The organism is Consotaella salsifontis (assembly GCF_900167365.1).
Classification (GTDB): domain Bacteria; phylum Pseudomonadota; class Alphaproteobacteria; order Rhizobiales; family Rhizobiaceae; genus Consotaella; species Consotaella salsifontis.
The window spans coordinates 113,932-137,523 of record NZ_FUXL01000002.1 but is presented as its reverse complement, the minus strand read 5'-3'; the positions used below and the strand labels follow the sequence as shown (position 1 = coordinate 137,523).

At 65.0% G+C, this 23,592-nt stretch carries 17 protein-coding genes and 1 pseudogene; all 18 read right to left on the bottom strand.

Features of this window, described 5'->3' with window-relative positions; translation table 11 throughout:
- Positions 1–84: 84 nt before the first annotated feature.
- Positions 85–1,224 carry a M24 family metallopeptidase gene (locus tag B5D38_RS02740; RefSeq protein WP_078707085.1) on the bottom strand — a complete coding sequence of 380 codons (1,140 nt, stop codon included), beginning with the start codon at positions 1,222–1,224 and terminating at the stop codon, positions 85–87.
- Positions 1,225–1,405: 181 nt separating this feature from the next.
- On the bottom strand, positions 1,406–3,028 hold the full coding sequence (locus tag B5D38_RS02735) for a GAF domain-containing protein (RefSeq protein WP_165690771.1): 1,623 nt from the start codon (positions 3,026–3,028) through the stop codon (positions 1,406–1,408).
- A 271-nt stretch (positions 3,029–3,299) separates the two neighbouring features.
- Positions 3,300–5,456 carry a DVU_1553 family AMP-dependent CoA ligase gene (locus B5D38_RS02730; protein ID WP_078706838.1) on the bottom strand — a complete coding sequence of 719 codons (2,157 nt, stop codon included), beginning with the start codon at positions 5,454–5,456 and terminating at the stop codon, positions 3,300–3,302.
- 1 nt (position 5,457) lies between these two features.
- Positions 5,458–7,038, bottom strand: a complete 1,581-nt coding sequence (gene trsS / locus B5D38_RS02725) for a radical SAM (seleno)protein TrsS (protein WP_078706836.1) — start codon at positions 7,036–7,038, stop codon at positions 5,458–5,460.
- Positions 7,039–7,040: 2 nt separating this feature from the next.
- The gene (locus B5D38_RS02720) at positions 7,041–8,192 is read right to left on the bottom strand and encodes a DVU_1551 family NTP transferase (protein WP_078706835.1); all 1,152 of its coding nucleotides are present in this window, start codon (positions 8,190–8,192) and stop codon (positions 7,041–7,043) included.
- Positions 8,189–8,659, bottom strand: coding sequence for a DVU_1555 family C-GCAxxG-C-C protein (locus tag B5D38_RS02715; RefSeq protein WP_078706834.1), 471 nt, complete (start codon positions 8,657–8,659; stop codon positions 8,189–8,191). Before B5D38_RS02715 ends, B5D38_RS02720 begins: the two co-directional genes overlap by 4 nt.
- Positions 8,660–8,711: 52 nt before the next feature.
- Positions 8,712–9,311, bottom strand: a pseudogene (trsM, locus tag B5D38_RS22815) (DVU_1556 family methyltransferase); the annotation flags it as partial.
- Between the two features lie 62 nt (positions 9,312–9,373).
- Positions 9,374–9,583: a DVU_1557 family redox protein gene (locus B5D38_RS02705; RefSeq protein WP_078706833.1), complete on the bottom strand. Its 210-nt coding sequence runs from the start codon at positions 9,581–9,583 to the stop codon at positions 9,374–9,376.
- Positions 9,580–11,913, bottom strand: a complete 2,334-nt coding sequence (locus B5D38_RS02700; RefSeq protein ID WP_165690770.1) for a pyridine nucleotide-disulfide oxidoreductase/dicluster-binding protein — start codon at positions 11,911–11,913, stop codon at positions 9,580–9,582. Before B5D38_RS02700 ends, B5D38_RS02705 begins: the two co-directional genes overlap by 4 nt.
- A gap of 125 nt (positions 11,914–12,038) precedes the next feature.
- The gene (locus B5D38_RS02695; RefSeq protein ID WP_078706830.1) at positions 12,039–14,807 is read right to left on the bottom strand and encodes a molybdopterin-dependent aldehyde oxidoreductase; all 2,769 of its coding nucleotides are present in this window, start codon (positions 14,805–14,807) and stop codon (positions 12,039–12,041) included.
- Positions 14,808–14,878: 71 nt separating this feature from the next.
- The gene (locus tag B5D38_RS02690; protein ID WP_078706829.1) at positions 14,879–15,772 is read right to left on the bottom strand and encodes an XdhC family protein; all 894 of its coding nucleotides are present in this window, start codon (positions 15,770–15,772) and stop codon (positions 14,879–14,881) included.
- Positions 15,773–15,832: 60 nt separating this feature from the next.
- Positions 15,833–16,024, bottom strand: coding sequence for a 4Fe-4S binding protein (locus B5D38_RS02685; protein ID WP_078706828.1), 192 nt, complete (start codon positions 16,022–16,024; stop codon positions 15,833–15,835).
- 40 nt (positions 16,025–16,064) lie between these two features.
- Positions 16,065–17,180 (bottom strand): hydrogenase large subunit, encoded by a 1,116-nt coding sequence (locus B5D38_RS02680; protein WP_078706827.1) that lies wholly within the window; start codon positions 17,178–17,180, stop codon positions 16,065–16,067.
- The gene (locus tag B5D38_RS02675) at positions 17,177–17,803 is read right to left on the bottom strand and encodes an NADH-quinone oxidoreductase subunit C (RefSeq protein WP_165690769.1); all 627 of its coding nucleotides are present in this window, start codon (positions 17,801–17,803) and stop codon (positions 17,177–17,179) included. The genes B5D38_RS02680 and B5D38_RS02675 overlap by 4 nt, the downstream gene beginning before the upstream one ends.
- The gene (locus B5D38_RS02670) at positions 17,800–18,303 is read right to left on the bottom strand and encodes a 4Fe-4S dicluster domain-containing protein (protein ID WP_078706824.1); all 504 of its coding nucleotides are present in this window, start codon (positions 18,301–18,303) and stop codon (positions 17,800–17,802) included. Before B5D38_RS02670 ends, B5D38_RS02675 begins: the two co-directional genes overlap by 4 nt.
- A gap of 14 nt (positions 18,304–18,317) precedes the next feature.
- Positions 18,318–18,872: an NADH-quinone oxidoreductase subunit B family protein gene (locus B5D38_RS02665; protein ID WP_245318747.1), complete on the bottom strand. Its 555-nt coding sequence runs from the start codon at positions 18,870–18,872 to the stop codon at positions 18,318–18,320.
- A 331-nt stretch (positions 18,873–19,203) separates the two neighbouring features.
- The gene (locus tag B5D38_RS02660; RefSeq protein WP_078707083.1) at positions 19,204–22,173 is read right to left on the bottom strand and encodes an FAD-binding and (Fe-S)-binding domain-containing protein; all 2,970 of its coding nucleotides are present in this window, start codon (positions 22,171–22,173) and stop codon (positions 19,204–19,206) included.
- Between the two features lie 128 nt (positions 22,174–22,301).
- On the bottom strand, positions 22,302–23,585 hold the full coding sequence (locus B5D38_RS02655) for a TRAP transporter large permease (protein WP_078706823.1): 1,284 nt from the start codon (positions 23,583–23,585) through the stop codon (positions 22,302–22,304).
- Between the last annotated feature and the right edge of the window lie 7 nt (positions 23,586–23,592).

The window sequence follows — 23,592 nt, the reverse complement described above, 5'->3', positions numbered from 1 at the left end:
ATGGCAGAGCAGAGCACAAAGCAGTGAACGACAATTTAAGCAGAGCTTAGCGCGATTTTCGCCAGCCGCTTCGGCTGAATGCCGTCACGCGAACGGCTCCGTCGGACTCTTGGCTGGGCTTGTGAACCAGCATGGTCCCTCCTCGGTCATGTGCATGGCGTCTTCCAAACGGACGCCAAAGCGGCCTGGAACGACGATCATCGGCTCGTTGGAGAAGCACATACCCTGTCGAAGGGGTTGGGCGTTGCCGCGCACGATGAACGGAGACTCGTGGATTTCGAGCCCGAGTCCGTGCCCCGCCCTGTGGGGTAGGCCGGGGAGCTGATAGTCGGGGCCGAGGCCATGCGCGGATAGAACGGCGCGCGCCGCGTCGTCCAGCGCGGAGGCGGGAGCGCCCAGGTGGGCGGCTTCGAAGACGGCCTGTTGCGCCTGCCGCTCGATCGTCCAGATGCGTTCGAAATCGGGCGTCGGGTCGTCGAGCACGTAGGTGCGCGTCAGATCGGACTGGTAGCCGTCGATCTCCGTTCCCGTGTCCACGAGGATGGGATCATCCGGCTCCAGTACCTGGTCGCCCTCAGCGCCATGGGGAAGCGCCGTGGCGGCGCCGAAGGAGACAATGCAGAACGTGCTCGGCGAGCCGGCGAGTTCACGGTGTTGCTCGTCTATGAAGTGCACCACCTCCGACGCGCGGATGCCCGGCGCCATCAGCCTGTGAGCGCGCCGCTGGACCTCCAGCGTCACGGCTATGCCGTACGCCAGGAGGGCGATCTCGGCCGGCGATTTCGTCAGTCGCAATCCCCGCAGCAGCGGCGAGGCGTCCACCAGTCGCTCCGAGCCGAAGGCTGCTGCGAGCGCATGATAGGCGGAGAGCGGAAGTGCATCATCCAGGGCGAGGCGGCCGGACGGCCTCGCGAGCTCACGAACGAGGGTGGCGGGGTTTTCGTCTTCCTGCCAGGCTCTGATCTCGCCGGAAAGATGGGGAAGGCTTTCGACGCGGCTCACCTCAAAGCCGGGCGCGATATAGGTCAACGTCTCTGCCGTGACCAGTGCGCCAAGAAGCCTTTCGCTGGGGTGCCAGCTGAGACCCGTGAAATAGCGAAGGCTGGCGGTGGAGCCGAGCAGAAGCGCCGACAGGCCCTCGCGCTCCATCGCCGATCGAAGCTGATCCAGCCTTTGTCGTCTTTCGCTGTCCGTGATGGCTGCGGGACGCGGCAAGGTGAGCATGGGAACCTCCAGAAAACTGCCAGCCTCGACAGCACGCGGCTTCGGGAGGCGGCGGCAGGATTTGCGCCTTCCGAGGACGACTTGTCGAGAGAAATGCATGTCCACGATCCGACCGATCAGTCGGGACAGCCTGATCGGCGTCAGTGAGAGAGGGGCGCAAGAAACAAGGCGCTGAACCTGCTCAGCGCAACGAGTCGAGCTCGGCCTTCAGCTTTCTGACGCTGGGGATCAGCATGGAGCTGGCGCCGATGCGTGAGACAAGTCCGCCGCGGATGAGTTCGGCAAGCGCCGTCGAGACTGATTGGCGCGCGGCGCCGATCTGCATCGCAAGGTCTTCGAGACTGGGCGCCGTTTCCAGAATGACACCCTGGCTGGTTCGCCGCCCTTCGCGATCGGCCGCGTCGCAAAGCGTTCGGACCAGCCGATACTTGACGCTGTGGAACGCCATGGCCTCGTTCATCTTGATCGACCGCCGCAGGATGCGCTCGATCGCCGGCATGACCGCAAGGGCGAATGGCGGATGCTCCTCGGCGAGTCGATGGAACGTCGATTGCCGCAGCGACACGACTTCGCAATCCTTCTTGACCTCCAGCATCGTATCCGAGTGGATCATCATGGCGTCGCCGCTGTTCAGCATGAACAGCGTGAGTTCGCGGCTTTCGAAGGAGCTGAAGCACCGAAGCTGGCCGCTGCGAATGATGAGAAGCGCCTCCTCGCCACTGTCCATTTCGTCGGAACCATAGATGAGATGGCCCGCCTTGAACCGGCGCAGGCGCAACGTTCCGGGCGGACAGGTGGATAGCAGCCGCTCAAGAACCTCCTGCACTCTCGGCTCGCCCTCCGCTCGCTCCCCCGATGCGGGACGCTCCTCCTTGCTGGGCGGGGCGTCCGGCGCCTTCGGCACGGCTTTGGGCGGCGAATGCATCCGGGCGAAGAGGGTCGAGCCACTGGTCGTCTGCACGATGCAGTCATCGGAGCTGGCGTTGCGCTGGATGCTGCCATGCTGCACGGAGAAGAGCTGGCCGAAGCGGATGATCCCGATGTCGGACCAGGAAAGATTGAGCAGATCGATGGCGTTCCTGTTCGCGCCGGTCAGGCGATCGCCATCGAAGGCGAGCAATCCCTCGTGCGGACCGCCCACCAGATAAGGATTAGAGTGAAGGCGCATCTGTTCCTGGCGGCCGCACTGCCGCTCGAACAGCCGGCGCTCGATCTGCTCGACGGAACGGCGGATGAGCGCGAGGGAATAGGCATGAGGGATTTGCGCGGTGGTTGATAGATCCAGTGCGCCGGCGATCCTGCCGCTGGGGTCGATGATGGGTGCTGCGGAACAGCTGAGGACGCTGTGGACGGTCAGGAAGTGCTCGGCGCCGATGATCGAGATGGCATAGCCTTCAGCCAATGCCGTACCGATGGCGTTGGTCCCGACCGATGGTTCGCCCCAGTCCATGCCGGGATGAAGTCCGACTCCATCGGCCTGCTCGCCGAACGACGTGCTGCCGACGCGCATCAGGACGACGCCTTGGGGATCGGTCAGAATGACCACGCCGCCTGAATCCTGCGTCTCGCGACACAGGGATTCGATCTCACCCCATGCCGCCTGAACCAGGTTCTCATTTCGCTCCAGCGCTCGAAGGAGTTCCTCGCGTTGCGGGAGGTCCGCGAGCGGCCGCTTGTCGAGTTCGATGCCCTTGGCCGCGCTGCGCTGCCACGATCGCAGGATCGGCAAGGGCACGCCGCTCGGGACGACGCCATCACTAAGAAACCGCTGCCGGGCAGCGATCAGCGCGTCTCGACTCGCCATAGGGTTCATTGCAGTCGTCAACTGACGGTGGCTCACCGCTGGATCGCCGCTGGCTTCGAAATTGGGGCACGTCAAGCAACGTTGCGTCGCCGGCACCAGGGCGCCGGGTTTGCTGAGACAACAATCGCCAGTGTATTTTTCGATCGACTGCATCGAACGAATTCCTCCCACTGCGCGTCGTCCGAACGCCCGAGCGGCTCGCTCACACAGAGCCCCTCGGCAGGCTTGATGACAAGGTTCGTTCGAACTGACGCCCAACATACTGATGTCTCTACGCTTTCATCTCCTCTTTCACCGCATCTGGCTTGATATCCGGACAAAGCCCAACGGTTAATTCCATTATATCTCGCTTTCGATCAGGCGCCCCGTGAGCAAAGGTCGCTTTTGGCGCGCCAACGGCGGACGCCGACATTTCCCGATGAATCGACTCCATCGCATTTTCCAGGTCGCGCAGCCGCCCGATGATCCGTGTTGCTCCCAGTGCCTCAAGAGGGCGAGCGCAGGAACCACCGCGAACCACCACCGAGGTCATTGAGGCCGCGCGCGCGGCAGCCACATCGACCTCGCTGTCTCCCACATAGATCGCGGTCGCAGCATCGACCCTCAAGACTTCGCACGCGAGAAGGAGAGGGGTCGGCCGAGGCTTCCCGACGGCGCAATCGTCACCGGCGATAATGACATCCATGAATTGGAGAAGGCGCAATCGGGCGAGGACGGAAAGCGCGTCATTGCGTCGCTTTCCTGTGACAATTCCAGTCAGGATTCCACGCGACCGGATCGCGCGGAGCACTGCGAGCGCATCGTCCATGAGCCTCGTGGAGCGCCCATCTCGCGCCCGATGCGCCTGAAGATAGTCCGCAACAAGACTTTCGCGCTCGGCCGCCTTCGGTTCGGCGCCCTTGATGGCCAAAACGCGATCGATCAGAGCGGCGGCGCCGCCACCGATCAGCGGCTGGACCGTCTCAAACGGCAGCGGTCCATGACCATGGTTCATCAGCGCCATGTTGAGCGCGGCGACGACATCCGGCGCGGAGTGAATGAGCGTGCCATCAAGGTCGAAGAGCACGGCGCTTGGCCAATGTCCGCCGGAAGCGGCATCCGTTCGCTCCAGTCGACGCTTCGCCGCGTGGGAGGCGAGAGAGCGGTCCAGGAGGGACACGTCGAGGTGGAGCGCGCCGGTTGCCACCGCTTCACCGACAACGGGATCGTTCCGAAGTGCCGTGCGAACCTCGTCGCATCGCTCAGGTGCTCGCAAGGAGGCGGGCGTGGCAACGCGGATGCGCAGGGTCGGAGGGCTGCCACCCTCGAGCTCCGCACCGAAATCGCTCACTCTCGGGTTGGCGAAAAGAAGTCCGTCGAGGCGCGACAGTGTGAGAGGACGGTCGCCACCGATCTTGACCTCGCCGCCGATGCGACCTCCTGTCAGGACCAGACGCTGAAGCGTCGAGCCGCATGGGCAGCGCCCATCGACGAGGCGCCCGAGATCGCCGGTGCGATAGCGTACGAGCGGCAGGGCGCGCGGGCGCAGCGTGGTGATGACGATCTCGCCCTCTCTGCCGGGAGGAAGGACGGCGCCGGAAACTGGATCGACCACCTCGGCGAGAAGATCGGTTTCGCGCAGATGCATTCCCTGATGAAAATGGCAATCGACGGCCCCGCCGAAGCCGATTTCCGTCATGCCCCAATGGGCATGAAGCTCGCAGCCCCAGCTTTGCGCGAGAATGTCGGCGAGCACCGGCGGAACGGCGTCGGCGCTGGCGAGCGCGGCGCGAACCCCGATTCGTGGTCCGCCATCGGCGACCGAGACGCGCGCGGCCGAGAGAAGCTGGATCGGCGAACCGACGACGACGTCGGGTCGTTCCAAACGTAGCCGCGCCGCCAGCGCCTCGGCGGCGAGCCCCGTTTCGCTGGTCAAAGGATGAGCGCCGAGCCGCGTCATCGCGCGGCCAAGGGCATCGCCGACACCGCCGGCGCGGTTCGCCGGAAACGCGATCAACACCCTGTCGCCGGGGCGCGTGAACAGGGCCATGCCATGGTGAAAGAAGTCGATCGTCGCTTCCAGATCTTCGGCGGTGAAGGGGACGCGCTTCGGCCTGCCGGTCGTTCCGGAAGTCGGCAATGTAACCAGCCGGGAGATGTCGCGGCTCGCCACGGCCGCGAGCGGCGGATCGTCCCGAAGAAGGTCTCCTGCGTTCGTGAATGGCCAGCGGGACAGGTCCGCGAGGCTCGTGAGACCATCCTCAGGCCAATCGCCGCGAATGCCGTAGAAGGGGCTCTTCGCCCGCGCGAAAGCGAGCGCCTCCCTGAGGGCGATGAGCCGGGAGGCATCAAATTCGGCACGGGAAAGAGGCACGACGCAGCTGCTCCGCACCGCTGCCCATCCGTCCAGGGTCAGGGACGACACCCGCGCGTCCAGCTCGTCCAGCATCTCAGCCTCCGCTCGGTCGATAGAGCGAACGTCCGTTGCGGTCCGTCAGGTTGAAGGCGCAGAACGGGATGACACGATTGTCAGGCGAGACGACATGGATGTGGCACTGACGCAGACGCTCGATATCCAAGGTCCAGGCATCCTGGAAAGCCATCCCCGAAAGGCCTAGCGCCCGCCGCTCGCGCCGCGCCAGGAAAGCGTCGAAGGCCTCCAGCCCATCGGATGGCCCGGCCGACGGCGATGGCCGGGTCCATTGCCCCGACACATAGCGCTGTGCGCGGGCGACATCCGCGCTCGCCTTGGCCGATCCGCAACAGGAGGCGTGGCGGGGCTCGTTCTCGTGTTCGACGCTCTCTTTGCAACACGTTTCGCCGCCGGACTTGCGCTGCTCCTCACCGCCACAGCATTCGCCCTTGCGCTCATGGGTGTTCGCGTCACAGCAACTGCCTTCGGTGGCGGTGTGACCGCCGCAGCATTTGCTCTCCTGGTGAGCAGGAGCAACCGCCGTATCTTCTCCTGCGCCCGCCGGAACGCCGCAACAGGAAGCCGGTGCCTCGCCGTCGGCGGAGAGCGTCCGGTCGGCGGCGACGAAGAAGCGGCCCGAGAATGAGCAGAACGGATTCTCCGCCGAGCCGGGATTGAAATCCGGGATGCCGATGGAGCCTTTCGAATAATCCACCAGGGCCTCCATCACCTCCGGCAGGGTGATGCGCATCTCGTCCGTCGGCTCATGTGGCACACGCCCGAAATAGCTGACCGGCTGAAAATGAACCGCTCGCACCGCCGGCATGTTATCGATGGCGAAGTCGACGATCGCCCCGATCTGGCGGCTGTTGACGCCGGGAACCAGGGTCGGAACCAGCACCACGCCGACGCCGGCCTCACGGCAGTTGGCGATGGCCCGCGCCTTCATCTTCATGAGCGGCACTCCGCGGAGCGCGCGGTAGACGCCGTCGTCGACACCATCGAATTGGAGAAAGATGCAATCCAGCCCGGCCTCGACGAGCCCCTGGAGATAGTTCGGATCACGCGCGATGCGCAGGCCGTTGGTATTGACCTGGACGAAGCCGAATCCCTTGGCGCGCACCAGGCGGACAATGTCGGCGAGATCGTCGCGGGTTGTCGGTTCGCCCCCCGAAAGCTGGATGTGGACGGGACCGCCGGCCGCCGCGAGGGTGTCGAGCCAACCGGAAATCTCTTCAAGGCTGGCATCGCGGCCATGGCGGCCGGCATTGGCGAAACAGACGGGGCAGGCGATATCGCAGCGCGAGGTGACTTCGAGAAGAACGCAACAGCTCTGCTGGCGGTGACCGGGGCAAAGACCGCAATCATGCGGGCAGCCGTCCTTGACCTCCGTCGCCGTCAACAGCGGTCGGGCCTCGGCGCGCCGCGCCTCGGCCCAGAGCAGGTAGCTCGACAATCCCCGCCAGACCGGCGCACTGAAGCGACCGTGGTCAGGGCAGACCTTCTCCAGGAACACCGTGTCGCCCTCCGCGAAGCGGCGCGCCGGGATGGTCTTCAGGCACTCCGGGCAGACGCTTTGGGTTTCGCCGAGGAACAGGCGGCTATCGGGCATGTCCATCTCTAGGCCTCCTCAAGGACCTTGGCGGCGGGGGCGCGGGGATCGTCGAGCGGACCGATGCGGACCTCGATCGCGGCAAGCGCCGCCTTTGCCGAAGCCATGCGGGCAAGCGCTCCGGCGAGCGCCCTTGGGTCGTCGCGGAAGCGCGACAGGGCGGGTGCGAAGCGATCCTCCAGGCGAGTGCGTGCGACGCCGCTCACCAGCTTGTCGGCGAGAAAGACGACGGCGGCTTCGTCCAACTGTCCGCCAAAGTCGAACGTCATATGACTGGCGACGATCGGCGCGATCCTGGGAAAGCCGAAGCCCGAAACCATGCGCGCGCCGGCCTCGGCATGGCGGGGTTGCCCCTTGGCGATGTCGTGGAGAAGAGCGCCCGCGCGAATGGCGGCTTCATCGAGCGGCAATCCGGACGAGATGAGCCGCTGCGCGATCGCGTCAGCCAACGCCGCGACGACTCTCGAGTGAGCGCGAACCGGTGCCGGCGTTCGCGCCGCCTCCAGCATCGCCTCGCATTCCTCCTCGGTCGGGGTCTCCACGAAACCAAGGTCCGCGCAGCGCTGCCGATAGGCATCCTTGGTGTCCATGTCGGCGAGGCAGAAGGCGTCGATAACCGGCACGGTTTCTGCTTCCCGCTCATGGCGCGCCAGAACCGAAGCGAGGCCGCCTTCGCCCGAATAGGCCAGTATCTCGCCGAAGGTTGCGCGCCGAATGTACGGCGGATGCCCTTTTTCGCCCCGAAAGGTCGGGTGGAGGAGGGGCGCGCCCGAGGACTCGGCGGCGTCGAGCATCTGGCGGACGGTCGCCGGCCGCACCAGCGCGACATCGACGGGCAGCAGGAGGCAACCCGGCGCGTCTTCGGGAAGCGAGGCAAGGCCGGCCTGGATGCTCGACAGCATGCCCTCGGCATAACGTGGATTGTCGACCACCGTGGCACCGAGGGTTGTGAGCGTCGGTCGCATCTCTTCGGCTCGATGTCCAACCACGATATGAATTCGGTCGAGCCCCCCCGACCGCAGGGTGGCCACGACATGGGAGACGACGGTGCCTTTGCCGAAGGGGAGAAGCGGCTTGAATGCGCCCATGCGTGAAGAAAAGCCCGCCGCAAGAACCACGGCCGCCGAAAGCGCTCCGCCCGGGCTTCTCTCGCCGCTCATCGCCCGCTCTCCGCGCTTCCGTCAGCTTCCGGCGCCTGGGCGATGTCGAGACCGTGATCCGCCAGTGTCTGCGAGAGCTTTTCCCAGACATCGGCGATGAGAGCGGGGCAGCGCTGCATCTTCAGCCGCTCATCGAAGGCCATGATATCGGCGCAGTCGATCCCGCCGAACTTGTCGCTGGCGTAGGCGTTGAACCAGCCGCTGAAGTCGTCGAGCATGGCGTCGAAATGGGGGGCGTCGGCATCCTCCCTCTCGCTCCGGCCACCATAAAGGCCGAGCACGCAGCAGCCGCCGGTGAGCGCGCCGCAGTTGAAGCCTTGCCCCATCCCCAGAGCCAGCCCCGACATGGCGCGAACCAGATCGGGATTGCTCCGGCCCTGGGCCTCCAACGCGAGGATCATCAGCACGTGGCTGCACTTGAACCCCTGAAGCAGGAGTTCGGCCGTTCGGAAGGATGAATCCTGCATTTTTGCTGCCTCCCTGGCGTGCGGATGATCGAGTGGGCTTTCGGGCGACGATGGTGCAGTAGCCGATCTTGGCCCGTTGAGCGGCCTCGCCGCTCAGACCGCACCCATTGCCCCAAAGCGCTTCGAGTGAGCCGAACTGAAAGATGAAGCGGGCGACCCAGGCCTTGAGGACGGCGGATCGATCCTCGAAACTGACGACCTCGAACCCCGCCTCCTCGATAGTCAGGATGAGCCGTTTCCGTGAGAGCAATGCGGTTTGGCCCTCGGTGTCGAATTCGGCGCGGGCGTAGAGGTCGGAAACGATGAGTCGGCCGCCTTTACTAAGCACTTTGCGCCACTCAGCGAGGGCGCGGGCGCGATCCTCCATTAGGCCGAGGCTGCATTCGGAGAGAACGGCGGAAAAGCTGCCCTCGGCGAAGGGAAGCGCATCGCCGCGTGCGTTCAGGAAGATGGCTCCCGGCGCGCGCCGCCGCGCCGCATCGAGCGCATTCGGATCGATATCGATCCCGACGACCTTACAGCCACGCTCAGTCGCCAAAGCCGCCGCCAGCCCCTGACCGCATCCGACGTCCAGAAGCCTGTCTCCGGCCCGCAGGGCGGCAGCATCGAGAAGCAGATGCGTCAATGCCGGCCCGCCCGGTCGCAGGGGCATTCCGGCGCCGTCATTCACGCGGCCGCTGCCAAAAAGTCCGTCGAGCGCGCAGGGAGCTGTCATCATTTGTCCTCCAGCGCCTGCTCGACATTCAGCATTCGTCCGTAGGCCAGTTCCTCCGACACGTAGACGAAGCCGCAGGACGGGCAGCGGGGGAGGTCCACCGGGAAGACCTGCCCGAGATAAGAGGCGTTCACCTTGCCCATTTCGAGCGGAACATCGCAGCGGGCGCAGACGAGATCGGAAACCGTGGGGTCGTTCGGCGTCGTCATGGCTTGGCCTCGACCTCCATTCGGTGGCAGTAGGCCCGCCGGACGATCGGAACGCCGTCCGCGAGTTCGTATTCCACCCAGGTCGTGACGTTGCCGGCCCGCCCCGTGGCGATGAAGTGGTCGCTCGCCCTGTCCTTGAGCTTCTGCCCGCTGCTCTCCGCGTTGGTGATCACGGCGATGACATCCTCGGCGAGGATCAGTTTGCGCTCCATTTGGGCCCGCACCTCGTCCGGAATCACGACGTTCGACTGCGGCAGTGGATCGGTCATGTCTTCGTCCCAGAGATCCTTGAGGAGCGCCATCTTCAGCCGCGTGCGGTTCTCGCGCCGGCGCGAGAATCCGGGGTCCGGCCGGGCGGCCGGATCGGAACCGTCGATGGGCGGCAGGAGAAGGTCGAGCAGGTGGACCGCGCGCTTGCCACGACGGGCGAAATTGTCCCGGCACATGGCGCAATAGGTCAGGTAATCGTCCTCACTCTCGCCGATGCGCTGATCGACGATCTTGTCGGCCACTACCGGATTGGCGAACTGGGCAAGCCCGCCATAGCCGCAGCAGGTGGTGAGCTCGGCGCCGGAAAGTTCGCGAACCTCCGCGCCGACCGCCGCCGCCAGCTCCCGCACCGCCCGCTGAACGCCCTTGGCGTGGCGGCCCGAACAGGGATCGTGGATGGCGAGCGGAAGCGATGCCGCTGGCGATGCCTCGATCTGCCAGCCAAGCTCGGAAAGAAGAGGCCAGACAGAATGAACGGGGATGTCGGGGAGCGATTGCCCGAGCGTCTTCAGGCAGGAGGAGCAGGCGGTGACGATCGTCGGTTGGCCCATTGCCTTCCAGGTCGAGCGCAACTCCGCTGCGATCTCCTCATGGAACTGCTGGCGACCCGCCCAGTGTGCCGGCGCGCCGCAGCAATCGAGCATCAAGCCAACGCCGCCTTCGATGCTCGCGCAGAGGTGGCGATAGAGCCGCACCACCTGATCGGGCGACGAGGCCGGCAGCTGGCAACCGGGGAAGAATAGGACGGAGCTGGCGGCAAAACCCGGCTGATGGCGCGCAAGCGCGAAGCGCGCCGATCGCGCATGCGCCATGTCGTTCAGCGCGAACTCGTGGTGCGATATCGGCATGTGGCCGCGCTCGACCATCGAGCGGCGCGCTTCGAGGCAGACGTCTCCCATCGCAAGATCGGTCGGGCAGACCGCGTCGCAGAGCCCGCACAGCGCGCAACTGTCGATCATCCGATTGGATTTTCGGTTGCCCATTACGATCGAGTCGTTGTTGTAGATCTCGCGGACGGCGCGCCTGGGATAGGTCTTGTAGTGCGCGAGGAACGGGCAGGCCTTGACGCATTCGAGGCAGTGGCACGGGAAACAACGGCGAGCCTCCTCGACCGCCTCGGCTTCGGAATAACCGGCGCGGCGGTCGAGGGGCTCGACCGGCGGCACGGGAGGATGAGCCGCCGTGTTGACGAAAAGACAGGTGCCGCCCGCGCCGTCGTCCTGGCGTTGGGCAGTGAGGGACGCGCCCTGAAGAAAGCGATCGATGGAAGCGGCGGCGCGCCGTCCGTCGTGGACCGAGCCGATCGGCGAATAGCGCTCGCCCTGTTCGCTATGAAAGCCGCCGCCAAAGACCTTGGGATGGCTCGTCGCGCGGCTGAACGGATCGATATCGATACGGCCATTGTCGGTGAGCCTGACCGTGGGCGAAAAGGCGAGCGCCGGACCGGGTCCGAGCGCCAGAAGCACCGCGTCATGATCGCCGATCAGCGTGTCGAGCCCGAGGGGGCCTGCGCCGGCGACGACACGCGAACGGCAGCGGATATCGACGCCGAGACGCTGGAGCATCCCGAGATCGGCGGCGATCGCCGAAGGAGGCAGATCGTCGGCATAGTCGTGATGAAGGCGCTCCAGCGGGTGCGCGTCGGCCTCGAAGACCGTGACCTGATGGCCCTTCATCAGGAGATCGTATGCCGCCGTCAGGCCGGAGAGACCGGCGCCGACGATGGCGACCCGCTTGGCGCGGCGCGCCTGCTGGGCCGTGCGCTTCAGCGTCGGATAGCTGGCCTCCACCAGGGCGCGCTCGATCAATCCGATACGCACCGCGCCGCCCGCCTCCTCGCGGCGGCAGACGCCCTCGCAGGGATGATCGCAGATGTGGCCGATGATGGCGGGAAACGGAACGATGCGGGCATAGATGGCGAAGGCGGCGGAAAAATCGCCAGCGGCGATCTTCTCCACCATGGCGCGGGCATCGACATGAAGCGGGCACGCGGCCGTGCATGCGGGCGGCTGCTCCTCAATGCAGAGCGCTTCCCACTGCTTGACCTTTTTGCTGTCCATGGCCGTTACCTCCCGTTCTTGGGCCCGCGGACGATTTTGTCCGCGGGCCAAGGGGACCCCGTTGCTTGGCCGGCTCGACGGGGCCCCGGTCGGCCCGATTGGGATCGGGCCGACTATCGGTGCGTTCATTGATGCTCGAGCTGGCGCGCCCCCTCGGCTGTCCGGCCGGCATTGGCTTCGAGACCCATCTTGATGACCTCGGGCAGCGCTGGAACGCGGAAGACGCGCACGCCGCAGGCGTTGTAGACGGCATTGAGGATGGCCGGATGCGGCGCGGTGAGAGGCGCCTCTCCGACGCCCGCCGCGCCGTACGGTCCGAGTGGGCGGGGCGTTTCGAGATAGAGGATCTCGATGTCGTCCGGCACGTCCTTCGGGTAGGGGATGCCGCAGTCGCGCAGCGTGTTGTGGACCTCGAGATCCTCGAAATCCTCGGTCAGCGCGAGGCCGATGCCCTGGGCCAGCCCGCCATAGATCTGTCCATCCACCGTGGCCTTGTTGATGATCGTGCCGACGTCTACGGACGTCGTGAACTTGACCACCTTGGTATTGCCGGTTTCCAGATCGACCTCGACCTCGGGCACGAAGACCTCGTACATGTAGATCGGGAACGGATTGCCCTGGGCCGTCTCGGCGGAGCAATCGGTGCAGGCGGCCGCGACCCACTTGCCGTCGTAGGCGAGCGGAATGTTCTCCGCCTTCATCTCTTCATAGGTGCGGTAGGTGCCATCCTCCTTCCTCATGGCGTTGACCATCATTTCCGCCGAGACGCGGATGGCATTGCCGCAGAAGACGTTGGAGCGGCTGCCGCCGGCCGGCCCGCCGTTCGGCCCCTTGGTATCCGCCAGGACGACCTTGACCTGCTCCGGTTTCACGCCGGTCTTGCGCAGGATCTCGTGCGCCATCGTCAGGGCGGAGAGATCGGCACCCTGCCCATGGTCCTCCCAGCCGCTGTAGACGGTGAAGCCGGTCGGAGTGATCTCGATGCGCGCTTCCGAGGAATCCGGGCCGTCGAGGCCGCAGCCATAGATGCCGAGCGCGACGCCCACGCCCCGCTTCTTCTCGCTGTTGGCGGCGTTGAACTCTTCGCACCGCTTCTTGGCTTCCTCGTACTTCGGACGAATCATGTCGAAGAGCTGGGGCAGCACCAGCACCTCGGGCTTCTGCCCGGTCGGCGTGGTCGAACTCTCGTTATAGAGGTTCTTGTAGCGGAACTCGAAGGGGTCCTCGCCCATCTTCTCGGCCAGCATGTCGATGGCGATTTCGGAGGCCAGGAACGACTGGGGCGAGCCATAGGCGCGGAAGGCCGATCCCCAGGCATGGTTGGTCGCGACCGTGCGTCCCCGTCCGCGAATGTTCTCCAGATGATAGCCCGCGCCAGTGAACTGGGCCTGGCGGAGCGTAACGAGATCGCCGAACTCCGAATAGGGGCCGTGGTCGAGCCACCAGTCGGTTTCCATCGCCGTCAGCTTGCCGGCTTCGTCGCAGGCAAGCTTGATGTTGATGTTGGCGGGGCTGCGCTTACCCGTATAGGTGATGTTCTGGTACTGGTCGTAGACCAGCGACACGGGCTTGCCGGTGGAGAGAGCCGCAACGCCGAGCAGCGCCTCCATGGTGGGCGAGAACTTGTAGCCGAAGGTGCCGCCCGTTGGATTCTGGATCAGCCGCAGCTTCTCCGGCGGGATGCCGAGACCGGGGCAGATCATGGCGTGATGGAGATGCACGCCGATCGACTTGGACAGGATCGTCAACACGCCGTCCTCGTCGACGAACGCCTCGCCGCAATCGGGTTCGAGATGGAGATGCGGCTGGCGTGAGCAGTAGGTCGTGATGTCGACGCTCGCCGCAGCCTTCTCGAACAGGGGCTTGGTTTCCTCGCCCTTGACGACGCCCTGCTCGTAATAGGCGTTGGGCACGCCCGGGTGAATCTCCATGGCGTCGGGTGCGAGCGCCGCGAAGCCGGACATGTAGGCGGGCAGCACCTCGAGCTCCACCTTGACCTTATCCGCAGCGGCGCGCGCATGCTCCTCGGTGTCGGCCGCGACGATGGCGATGGCATCGCCGTACTGGAAGATCTTGTCCTTGCACAGGATCGGCCGATCCCAGCCATCGCCCTTGTTGGTCGGGAAGGTGATGAGGCCGGTGATGGCGTTCTTGCCCTTCACGTCGTTCCACGTGATCACCTTTTCGACGCCGGGCATAGCCTCGGCTTCGCTGGTGTCGATGCCCTTGATCAAGGCATGGGAGACCTTGGCCTGAACGAGCGCGAGACGCAGCGTGTCCTTGGGCATGCGCAGCGCGAGATCGGCGCCGAAGTCCCAGGTGCCCGTGACCTTGGCGACCGCCGAAGGACGAATGTACTTGGTGCCGAGGATGGAGCCATCGTCCTTGGCGCGGGGGACCAGGTCCTCGATCCGCTTCTCGCCGCGCATGACGGCGGCTGCGTCCATGACGGAGTCGATCAGCGGCTTGTAGCCGGTGCAGCGGCACAGGTTGCGGTTGCGGTTGAACCAGGCGCGAACCTCCTCGCGGGTCGGGCTCTGGTTGCGGTCGAGCAGCGTCTTCGCCGACATGATGAAGCCGGGCGTGCAGATGCCGCATTGGGCGCTGCCATGGGCCATCCACGCGACTTGCAGGGGGTGGAGGCTGTCGGGCGTGCCGATGCCCTCGATCGTGGTGATCCGTGCGGTCGGAGCAAGCTTCTCCATCGAGGTCACGCAGGCCCGGATCGGCTTACCATCCACAATGACCGTGCAGGCGCCGCACTGGCCATCCTCGCAGCAGACCTTGCAGCCGGTGAGCAGCATCTGCTCGCGCAGCACATGCGCGAGGTTGTCCTTGGGGTCCGCGACGACCCAGCGTTCGACTCCGTTGACGTTCAGGCTTATTCTTTTCATGTCTTCTCTCCCATAAGGCGGCGAAACCGTTGCGACCGGCTCGCTCTGTCGGGTGGATGAGGGATTGCGAACTACGCTACGGCCCGTTCCTCGTCGGGCTCCGAGGGGGAACGGGCTTTGCTTTTTTGCCTTTCTTCGCGGCGCTGCTCCGCCAGTGCGCAGTCGGTCATGATCCGGCTGAGCGAGCGGGCTGCTTCGGCGCCCCTGAGATGAGCGATCATCTCGGCGACGACCGAAACGGCGATCTCCTCGGGAGTGGCGGCGCCGATTTCCAGCCCCACGGGAGCATGAACACGGGCGAAGTCCTCGACGGAGAAGCCCTCCAGTCGCAGCTGGTTGAAGACCGTCTGAACCTTCCGCTTGGAGCCGATCATGCCGATGTAGCCGCCGGGCTTCGTCAGGGCCCAGGCGAGGATCTGCCGGTCCAATTCGTGGCTTCGCGTGGCGATGAAGACGAGGGCTCTGGCGTTGGGTTCGAGAGACGCCGTCACCGCATCCAGATCGCCGACATGGATGGCCTCAGCGTCGGGGAAGCGCTCCGCGTTGGCGAATTCAGGTCGGTCGTCGACGACCTCGACCTTGAGGCCGACGAGGCTCGCCGCGCGCGCCGTCATCAAGCCGACATGGCCCGCGCCGAACAAGTAGAGCACCGTGGCAGGCACGATCGGCTCGATGAAGATGTCGAGATTGCCGCCGCACACCATGCCCGGCTCCAGGGCCGGGTTGGCCTTGAGGCTGAGGGATAGCATCTGCGAGCGGCCGCTCTCCATCGTCTCCTTGGCCATCGCAATGGCCTGCCATTCGGCGGCTCCTCCGCCCACGGTGCCAACGATGGAGCCATCCTCGCGCACGAGCATCCGCGCGCTCGAATGTGAGGGAACGGAACCCTCCACCTTGACGATCGTCGCCAGGGCGCAGCGGCGGCCGGCGCCGCGTTCCCTGATCAGTTCCTCGAAAACGTCCATCGCGATCCTCCCTGGATAAACAGCGGCCGATTTGCCCGAACCTCCCCGTCGGAGGCGGGATCAGGCCGCCATGGCGGCGCCGCCGGGGCAGACGTCCTCGCACTGCGGTCCGCCGTCGACGCCCTCGCAGTCGGTGCATTTTTTCGGGTCGACCTTGTAGACCTTGCCCTTGTGGCTGATGGCGCCGTTGGGGCAGGCGTCCTCGCAGGAGCCGCACGCCGTGCAGAGTTCGTTGTCTATCGTGTGAGCCATTTGGGTTCTCCTTTTGTATGGGCGCGGTTCGCCCCGGACCTCAGCGTTCCGTGCAGGACACGCAGGGGTCGATCGAGTTGACGATGATGGCGATGTCCGCGACCTTGGCGTCGCGCATCATGAAGGTGAGGGCGTCCCAGTTCATGAAGCTCGGAACGCGCCACTTCAGCCGCTCGGGCTGCTCGCTGTCGCCGGTCTTGAGGAAGTAGATCAGCTCGCCGCGTGGCGCCTCGCTGCGCGCGACGGCGCGGCCGGCCGGTACGTCGGGCTTTTCGCCAACGTTGACCGGCCCGGTGGGAAGCGTGTCGAGGCAGCGGCGAATGATGGAGATTGCGTTGCGCGCCTCGTGGAGGCGGATCATCGCGCGTGACCAGACATCGCCGTCCTGGCGCGTTTTTACCTCCACCGGCATTCTGTCGTAGACGTGGTAGGGTGCCTCGCGCCGCACGTCGTAATCCACGCCGCTGGCGCGGGCCACCGGGCCGACGACGCCGCAGGCGATGGCGTCGCTGTTGGCCAAGACGCCGACGTCCCGCGTGCGCCGGAGGATCGAGCCGTTGGTCCGATAGGTCTTTTCGATCTCGGCGATCTCGGGCTCGAGCTTGTCGAGGCTCGAGCGCAGCAGCGCTGTCGTCTCCTCGTCCAGATCGTAGCGCGCTCCGCCGATGCAGATGGCGCCGAGGTCCATGCGGTTGCCGAAGACGCCCTCCTTCAGATCCTGCGCGATCTCGCGGACCTGCATGACGTGCATGAACAGCGCGTCGTAGCCGACGAGATGCGCGAGAATGGCGACGTTGAACAGGTGCGAGGCGACGCGCTTCACCTCGGCCGCGATCACGCGCAGATACTTGCCGCGCTCGGGCACCTCGATCCCACCGATTTCCTCGGCCGCCATGGCGAACGCCTCGGGATGGCTGTTGGAGCAGAGCGAGCAGATGCGCTCGGTCAGAACGACGTTCTGGATGAGGGTGCGCTTGGTCGCGAGATATTCGATGCCGCGGTGGACGTGGCCGGCGTTGATGCCGACGTGAGCCACGCGCTCGCCGGAGATGTCGATGCGAAAATACATCGGCTCTTCCAGGGCGACATGGAGCGGGCCGACCGGGATGGTGGTGGTTGCCGGGGACATCGGATCAGCAATGCTGGTGGTCGTCATTGCGAGGCTTCCTTTCCGGCTTCCATGACCTTCGACCACAGGTCGCTGGTGGATGTGGCGTTGGTCAGGGTCGAGAAGGGGATCAGCCTTTCGAGCACGGCCGGCTCAATCGACTTGTCGAGAAAGAGGCGGCGCGGGTCGGGATGGCCCACGATGCGCAGCCCGTAGAGCTCCATGATCTCCCGCTCGGGCCAGTCGGCCGTGCGATAGACGGGCGTCAGCGATGCGATCGAGCTTCCCTGGGCGACGAGCGCGACAACAGTGAGCGCATCGCCGGCGAGATCGAAATGATAGTCGAGCTCGTAGGCGGTGCCGTCGAGCGGCGTTCCGCCGAAGCTCAGCGTCGGTTCGGGCGAGGCGGCCTCCGCCACGCCATCGCCGGCATCGGTTTCGCTCTCCTCCGCCTCGACTTCTGGCGGTGCGGGGGGCTGGGAGCCGGTGATCATCGACAGACGCGCGCCGCAGCGGGCGAGACATTCGGCGATGGCGAGGAGCTCGTCCTTGTTTGCCAATTCGCACCAAGCGACGGTGACGCCGAGCGGATCGGTCTTCTGTTCGTAGGAGATCCCGCTCGGCGCGGCGGCGCGAAGACGTGTCTCGATATCGTCGGGGATGCGGCTCATGCTGCGGCCTTTCTGGCGCGGATGAACTTCGCGCGGCATTTCGGGCAAAGGGCCTTGAGGTGCTGGGTCTCGGTCGGGGAAAGGGGAGGAGTGACGGTCCGGGTCGCCGGGGCCGTTGCGAGAGCTTCCTTTCCGCATTCGGCGCAGATCTGGTTCGGTATGAGAGCGTGCTCGACCATGAGGAACTTCTGGTCCTGCGTATGGGCGAGGTGCCAATCGGCGGTTTGGTGGATCGACTTCGTCGGGCAGTGGAATTCGCAGTTGCCGCAGAACACGCAGCTATCGTGCCAGCAGTCGAAGGTCATGCCCTCGGCGGTCCTGGTCATGCGGATGGCGCCGGCGGGGCAGACGCGCTCGCACAGGCGGCAGCCCTCACAGGTTTCCGCATCGAACTCGATCTTGCCGCGAAAGCGTTTGGCCGTCGGCGCGGGCGCGAACGGGAAGGGCTCTGTGTAGGGACCTTTCGTGAGATTTCGGGCGAAGAGGGCGAGGAAGTTCATGAGGTCTGTCCTTGTCAGAGCCTTTGGCGCCAGACCTCGATGGCCTCGGCGACGCCCTCGATGATGGCCTGGGGGCGAGGCGGGCAGCCGGGCACGTTGACGTCGACGGGGAAGTACTGGTCGATGGGGGCAAGGACGGCGTAGCTCTCGCGGAAGATGCCGCCCGAGATCGGGCAGACGCCGACCGCCACCGTCACTTTCGGATCGGGAATCTCGTCGAAGACGCGGCGCGCGGCATCGAGCACGCGCCGGGTGAGAGGCCCCGAGATGAGGACGATGTCGGCGTGACGCGGGCTGCCGCAATACTGGCAGCCCAGGCGCTCGATGTCGTAGCGCGGGATGAGCGCGCAGGTCGCCATCTCCACGTCGCAGCCGTTGCAGGAGCCGGCGTTGATCCGATAGATCCAGGGCGATTTGACCGCCAGTTCCCGGAACGAGGCGAGCATGATCACCAGCTCGCGCAGGAAGCGGAAGGCGCCGGTCTCGCCGGAAGTGCCGCTCCAAGCCAGGCGAGCTGACCGCTCGCAGATGCCCTCAGCAATTCCATTGCGCCCTCCCGGCAGCGACAAACTGCTTCGTCGATGCTGGGAGGATATGCGGTGCGCCGGGAAGCGCTGTCAGAAGGGAGACATCGAATGCTCGTTCGGCGTCAGATACCTGAAACGAGACCAAGAATATGTTTAAGAAACATAGGGATATGCGGCTTTGTCCGGCGGGAAAAAAGTCAGTCGAACCAGGATGGAGAAGAGCGGCGCGGCATGGCAGGGGGCACAGAGCGATGGGCGCATCATTGCGCTTCGCTCGTGCCCACTCTGATTTCGCTCTTTCGTTGAAGGCGAAACCGGAGGGAAGCACACCAGGGAGAGAACTGCCCTCGCGCCGACGCTTAAGGACGCGGCGTTACCGCTTCAGCGCCTCGTAAAGGACTTCCGCCGTGTGCCGGGCGCGCCGTCCCGTGCCATCCTTGATCTGGTGGCGGCAACTGGTGCCGGAGGCGGCGATGATCGTCGTCTCGTCCTCGGCGCGCACGGCGGGCAGCAACACCTGCTCGCCGATCCGCATCGACAGCGCGTAGTGCTCCTTTTCGTAGCCGAAGGCGCCGGCCATGCCGCAGCAGCCGCTGGGGATTTCCGCAACGTCGTAGTTTCGCGGCAGCGAGAGGACGCGCCTCACGATCTGTGGCGACGACAGCGATTTCTGATGGCAATGGACATGAACACGCACCCGCCGAGCCTCGTCGGTGAAGGCGTCGGCGGAGATGGCGCCGCGATCCATCTCGCGGGCAATGAATTCCTCGAACATCAAGCTGTGCGCGGCCAGCGAGCGGGCATCCTGCCGCAGTTCGGCGTCGACGAGATCGGCATATTCGTCCTTGAAGCACGCGATGGCCGAGGGTTCGATGGCAATCAGCGGCGCCTCCTTGCTCACCTCGTCCCTCAGCGCCATGACATTGCGCTCGGCGCAAGCCTTCGCGCGCCTGAGGAAACCCTGCGAGATCATCGCGCGGCCGCTCTGTCCAGGGCGCACGAGTCGGACGTCGTAGCCGAGATGCCTCAACAGCTGCATCGCGGCGATTCCCACGTGGGCGTCGTTGAGATCGGTGAATTCATCGCAGAAGAGATGAACGCGGCGGACGCCAAGCGATGCGCTGTCAGGATGCCGCCGCGCCCAACGGGTCAGCGTTGGACGCGAAATCTCAGGCATCGAACGGTCGCGCGCGAAGCCGGCGATGGACTTGAACAGACCGGAAAACGGCTCCTGCGTGGCGAGATAGTTGAAGATCGGCGCGACATGGGACGCGGCGCGCATCATCGGCGCGAAGGATGAAATCAACTGCGCGCGAAGCGGTGGACGGTGCGCGTCGTGGTAGTGTTGAAGGAATTCGGCCTTGAGCTTCGCCATGTCGACGGTGGCCGGGCACTCGCTCTTGCAGCCCTTGCAGGAAAGGCAAAGATCCAGGATCTCCTTGATCTCGGCGTGATCGAACCGGTTTTCCTTGGGCGAGTTGGTGAGAAATTCGCGCAGAACATTGGCGCGCGCCCGCGTGGAATCTTTCTCCTCGCGCGTTGCCATATAGCTCGGGCACATCAGCCCGCTCGTGACCTTCTTGCATTCGCCGATGCCGCTGCATCGCTCCACCGCACGGATGATGCCGAGGTCACGGCTCCAGTCGAAGACGGTGGCGATGTCCGGCGTCGGTGCGTCCGGCTTGTAGCGCAGCGACACATCCATGCGCGGCGCATGAACGATCTTGCCGGGATTGAGGATGCCCGCCGGGTCGAAGGCGGCTTTGATCCGGCAACACAGGTCGTAATTGTCCTGCCCGATGAGACGGGGGAGAAATTCCGCCCGCAGACGGCCATCGCCATGTTCGCCGCAGAGCGAGCCTCTGAAGCTCTTGATCAGCTCGACCACCTGTTCGAGCACGCGGCGCACGAGCGCCACGCCTTGCGAGGTCTTGTAGTTGACGAAGAGAATGGTGTGGAGCTCGCCGTCGCCGGCGTGAGCGGAATGGGTGAACTGGACGCCCTCGCGGTGGAGTATCTCCTCGAGACGGCGCACATATTCCGGCTGATCCTCGATATCGACGGCGCAATCCTCGATGACCTCGAAGGGCTTCACATCGCCGGGCCTGGAGCTGTTGATACCGCCGAGAGAACGGCGCAAGGTCCAGATGCGATCGACATCCTCGCCAAAGAACAGCGGCCAAGCATAGCCCATCCGCCTTTCCCTGAGCTCGGCGACCATGGCGCCCGCACGCGTCTCGATCTCCTCTCGGCTGTCGCCGACGAGTTCCACGACGATGATCGATTTCGGGGCTCCCTCGATCCAGCGGCTCGACTGCCCAATGACGTTGTGCGGGTTCTCCCTGTTGTTGGCGATCGCCTGCTGGACGTGAAACTCGCCGATCAGCTCGCAGCTCGTCGGATCGTATTTCCGGGCAATCAGCGTGGCCTTCAAAGACTCGATCGTATCGTCGAAGTGCATCGCGACACAGCCCGTCACCGGCGGGGGCAGGGGCACCAGCGCGAGCCTGGCCTCCGTGACGAGGCACAGCGTTCCTTCCGATCCGGCGACAACGGTCGCCATGTTGAAGTCCGGACCGCCCGGCGTGAAGACGTTGGAGCGCAGAAGGAGGTCGATCGCATAGCCGTTGTTGCGGCGCTTGATCGAGGGCTTCGGGTATTCCTCGATGATGCGCTGGCGCCGGACGGGATCCGATAATTCCTTGAAAATCGTCTGATAGATATCGCCCTCACGAGTGGGCAGGGCCCGCTTGCGGTGGAACTCCTCGGGGGAGAGGGCCTTGAACACGGCCTCGCTGCCATCGGAGAGAATGGCATTCACCGAAAGCAGGTTGTCGCGGGTGGAGCCCCAGACGATCGAATGAGCGCCGCAGGAATTGTTGCCGATCATGCCGCCGATCACGGCACGGTTGGCCGTGCTCGTTTCCGGGCCGAAGAGCAGCCCGTGGGGCAGCAGAGCCTCGTTGAGGCTGTTGCGGATCACGCTCGGCTCGACGCGCACCCAGTGCTCGGCCGCGTTGACTTCCAGGATGCGATCGAACCTGCGCATGTCGACGACGAGGCCGGAGCCGACGACCTGGCCCGCCAGCGACGTGCCGGCGCCGCGCGGGATCAGCGCCAGCCCGTGCTCGGCGGCAAAGCGCACGATCGTGACGAGATCGACCTTATCCTCCGGCACGACGACGCCAATGGGCGGCTCGCGATAGGCCGAGGCATCGGTGGCAAAGACCGTGCGGCTGATACTGTCGGTCGACACCCTGCCCCGGATCAAGCGGGCGAGTTCTTCGAGATCGCGTGATGCAGGGGCCGGCTGAGCAACGCCGCCGAGAAGGTGGGAGCCCATGATGTCTTTCTTCCATGGTTTCAACGCGGTCTTGCCCGAGATCGGCAAGGCCATGTTTGTGAGGAAAAGCGCTAATCGCGCCAGCCTTGGGCCCTCCGCGAGACGACTCCACGGAGGACTGAACCCGTTCACGGGTAGAGCAGATTGGGGACGAAGGTGACGATCTGTGGCAGGAACACCATCAGTATCTGGATGATGAGCATGCTGGCGACGAACGGGATGATCGACAAGGCGAGGTCGACGAGCCGAGTGCCACTGATCGTCTTGGCGATGAAGACGTTGACGCCCACCGGCGGCGTGATGAGGCCGAGCTCCGTGCCGACGATCAGGATGATGCCGAAATGATAGGGATCGACGCCGAGCTTCACGAGCACCGGCAGCAAGAGCGGCGTGTAGATCAGGATTTGCGCCGTCGTGTCCATGAACATGCCGGTGATGAAGATCATCACCACGAACATGAGCATGATCACCGTCGGGTTGTCCGTGATCTGCAGGATGAACTCGGCCACCTCGTTGGGCACTTGCATGATCGTCAGATAACGGGCGAAGGCCATGGCGAAGCCGAGGATGATCATCACCGTGCCGGTCGTCATCGCCGAGCGCGAGGTGATGACGTAAAGGTCCCGCAGCCGCATGTCCTTGTAGATGAACAGGGATACGATGAGGGTGTAGACCACCGTCACACAGGCGGCCTCGGTCGGCGTGAACACGCCGGAGTAGATGCCGCCCAGGACGACGATCGGCGTCAGCAGCGCCCATTTGCCGTCCCAGCCCGTCCGCGCGACCCTCCTCCAGGAGAAGGGCTGGTCGGACCCCTTGTATCCCCGCCGGAGCGCCAGAAAAAAGGCGACGGCAATGAGACCGGCGCCGATGAGCGCGCCGGGCACGACGCCGGCGACGAACATCTTGCCGATCGAAAGATCGGCGCTGATGGCATAGACGATCATCGGAATGGACGGCGGGATCATGATGCCGAGAGAGCCCGCGCAGGCGGTGAGGCCGCCGGCGAAGTTCGCATCGTAGCCGCGTCGCACCATGGACGGGATCATCATCGTTCCGATGGCCGCCACGGTTGCCGGGGACGAGCCGGAGATCGCGGCGAAGAACATGCAGGCGAGCACCGTGACGATACCGAGCCCGCCCGTGACCCTGCCGATCAGGCTCGACGCGAAATCGACGATGCGCCGTGAAAGCCCGCCCACCTCCATGACGTATCCCGCCATGATGAAGAGCGGGATCGCCAGGAAGACGAAGCTGTCGAGGGAGGAGAAGGCAAGCTGGGAAATGAAGGCGATGGGCATGCCGCTGACCATCAGGGCCAGCGCGGTCGAGATCCCGATGGTGATCGCGATGGGCATGCCGAGAAAGAGGAGGACGAAGAACGTCCCCAACATGATGGTGGTGCCACTCATGGGAAAG

Coding starts and splice junctions, on each gene's coding strand:
- B5D38_RS02740 (WP_078707085.1), bottom strand. CDS start 1,224: ATGCTCACCTTGCCGCGTCCCGCAGCCATCACGGACAGCGAAAGACGA.
- B5D38_RS02735 (WP_165690771.1), bottom strand. CDS start 3,028: ATGGCGAGTCGAGACGCGCTGATCGCTGCCCGGCAGCGGTTTCTTAGT.
- B5D38_RS02730 (WP_078706838.1), bottom strand. CDS start 5,456: ATGCTGGACGAGCTGGACGCGCGGGTGTCGTCCCTGACCCTGGACGGA.
- trsS (WP_078706836.1), bottom strand. CDS start 7,038: ATGGACATGCCCGATAGCCGCCTGTTCCTCGGCGAAACCCAAAGCGTC.
- B5D38_RS02720 (WP_078706835.1), bottom strand. CDS start 8,192: ATGAGCGGCGAGAGAAGCCCGGGCGGAGCGCTTTCGGCGGCCGTGGTT.
- B5D38_RS02715 (WP_078706834.1), bottom strand. CDS start 8,659: ATGCAGGATTCATCCTTCCGAACGGCCGAACTCCTGCTTCAGGGGTTC.
- B5D38_RS02705 (WP_078706833.1), bottom strand. CDS start 9,583: ATGACGACGCCGAACGACCCCACGGTTTCCGATCTCGTCTGCGCCCGC.
- B5D38_RS02700 (WP_165690770.1), bottom strand. CDS start 11,913: ATGGACAGCAAAAAGGTCAAGCAGTGGGAAGCGCTCTGCATTGAGGAG.
- B5D38_RS02695 (WP_078706830.1), bottom strand. CDS start 14,807: ATGAAAAGAATAAGCCTGAACGTCAACGGAGTCGAACGCTGGGTCGTC.
- B5D38_RS02690 (WP_078706829.1), bottom strand. CDS start 15,772: ATGGACGTTTTCGAGGAACTGATCAGGGAACGCGGCGCCGGCCGCCGC.
- B5D38_RS02685 (WP_078706828.1), bottom strand. CDS start 16,024: ATGGCTCACACGATAGACAACGAACTCTGCACGGCGTGCGGCTCCTGC.
- B5D38_RS02680 (WP_078706827.1), bottom strand. CDS start 17,180: ATGACGACCACCAGCATTGCTGATCCGATGTCCCCGGCAACCACCACC.
- B5D38_RS02675 (WP_165690769.1), bottom strand. CDS start 17,803: ATGAGCCGCATCCCCGACGATATCGAGACACGTCTTCGCGCCGCCGCG.
- B5D38_RS02670 (WP_078706824.1), bottom strand. CDS start 18,303: ATGAACTTCCTCGCCCTCTTCGCCCGAAATCTCACGAAAGGTCCCTAC.
- B5D38_RS02660 (WP_078707083.1), bottom strand. CDS start 22,173: ATGGGCTCCCACCTTCTCGGCGGCGTTGCTCAGCCGGCCCCTGCATCA.
- B5D38_RS02655 (WP_078706823.1), bottom strand. CDS start 23,585: ATGAGTGGCACCACCATCATGTTGGGGACGTTCTTCGTCCTCCTCTTT.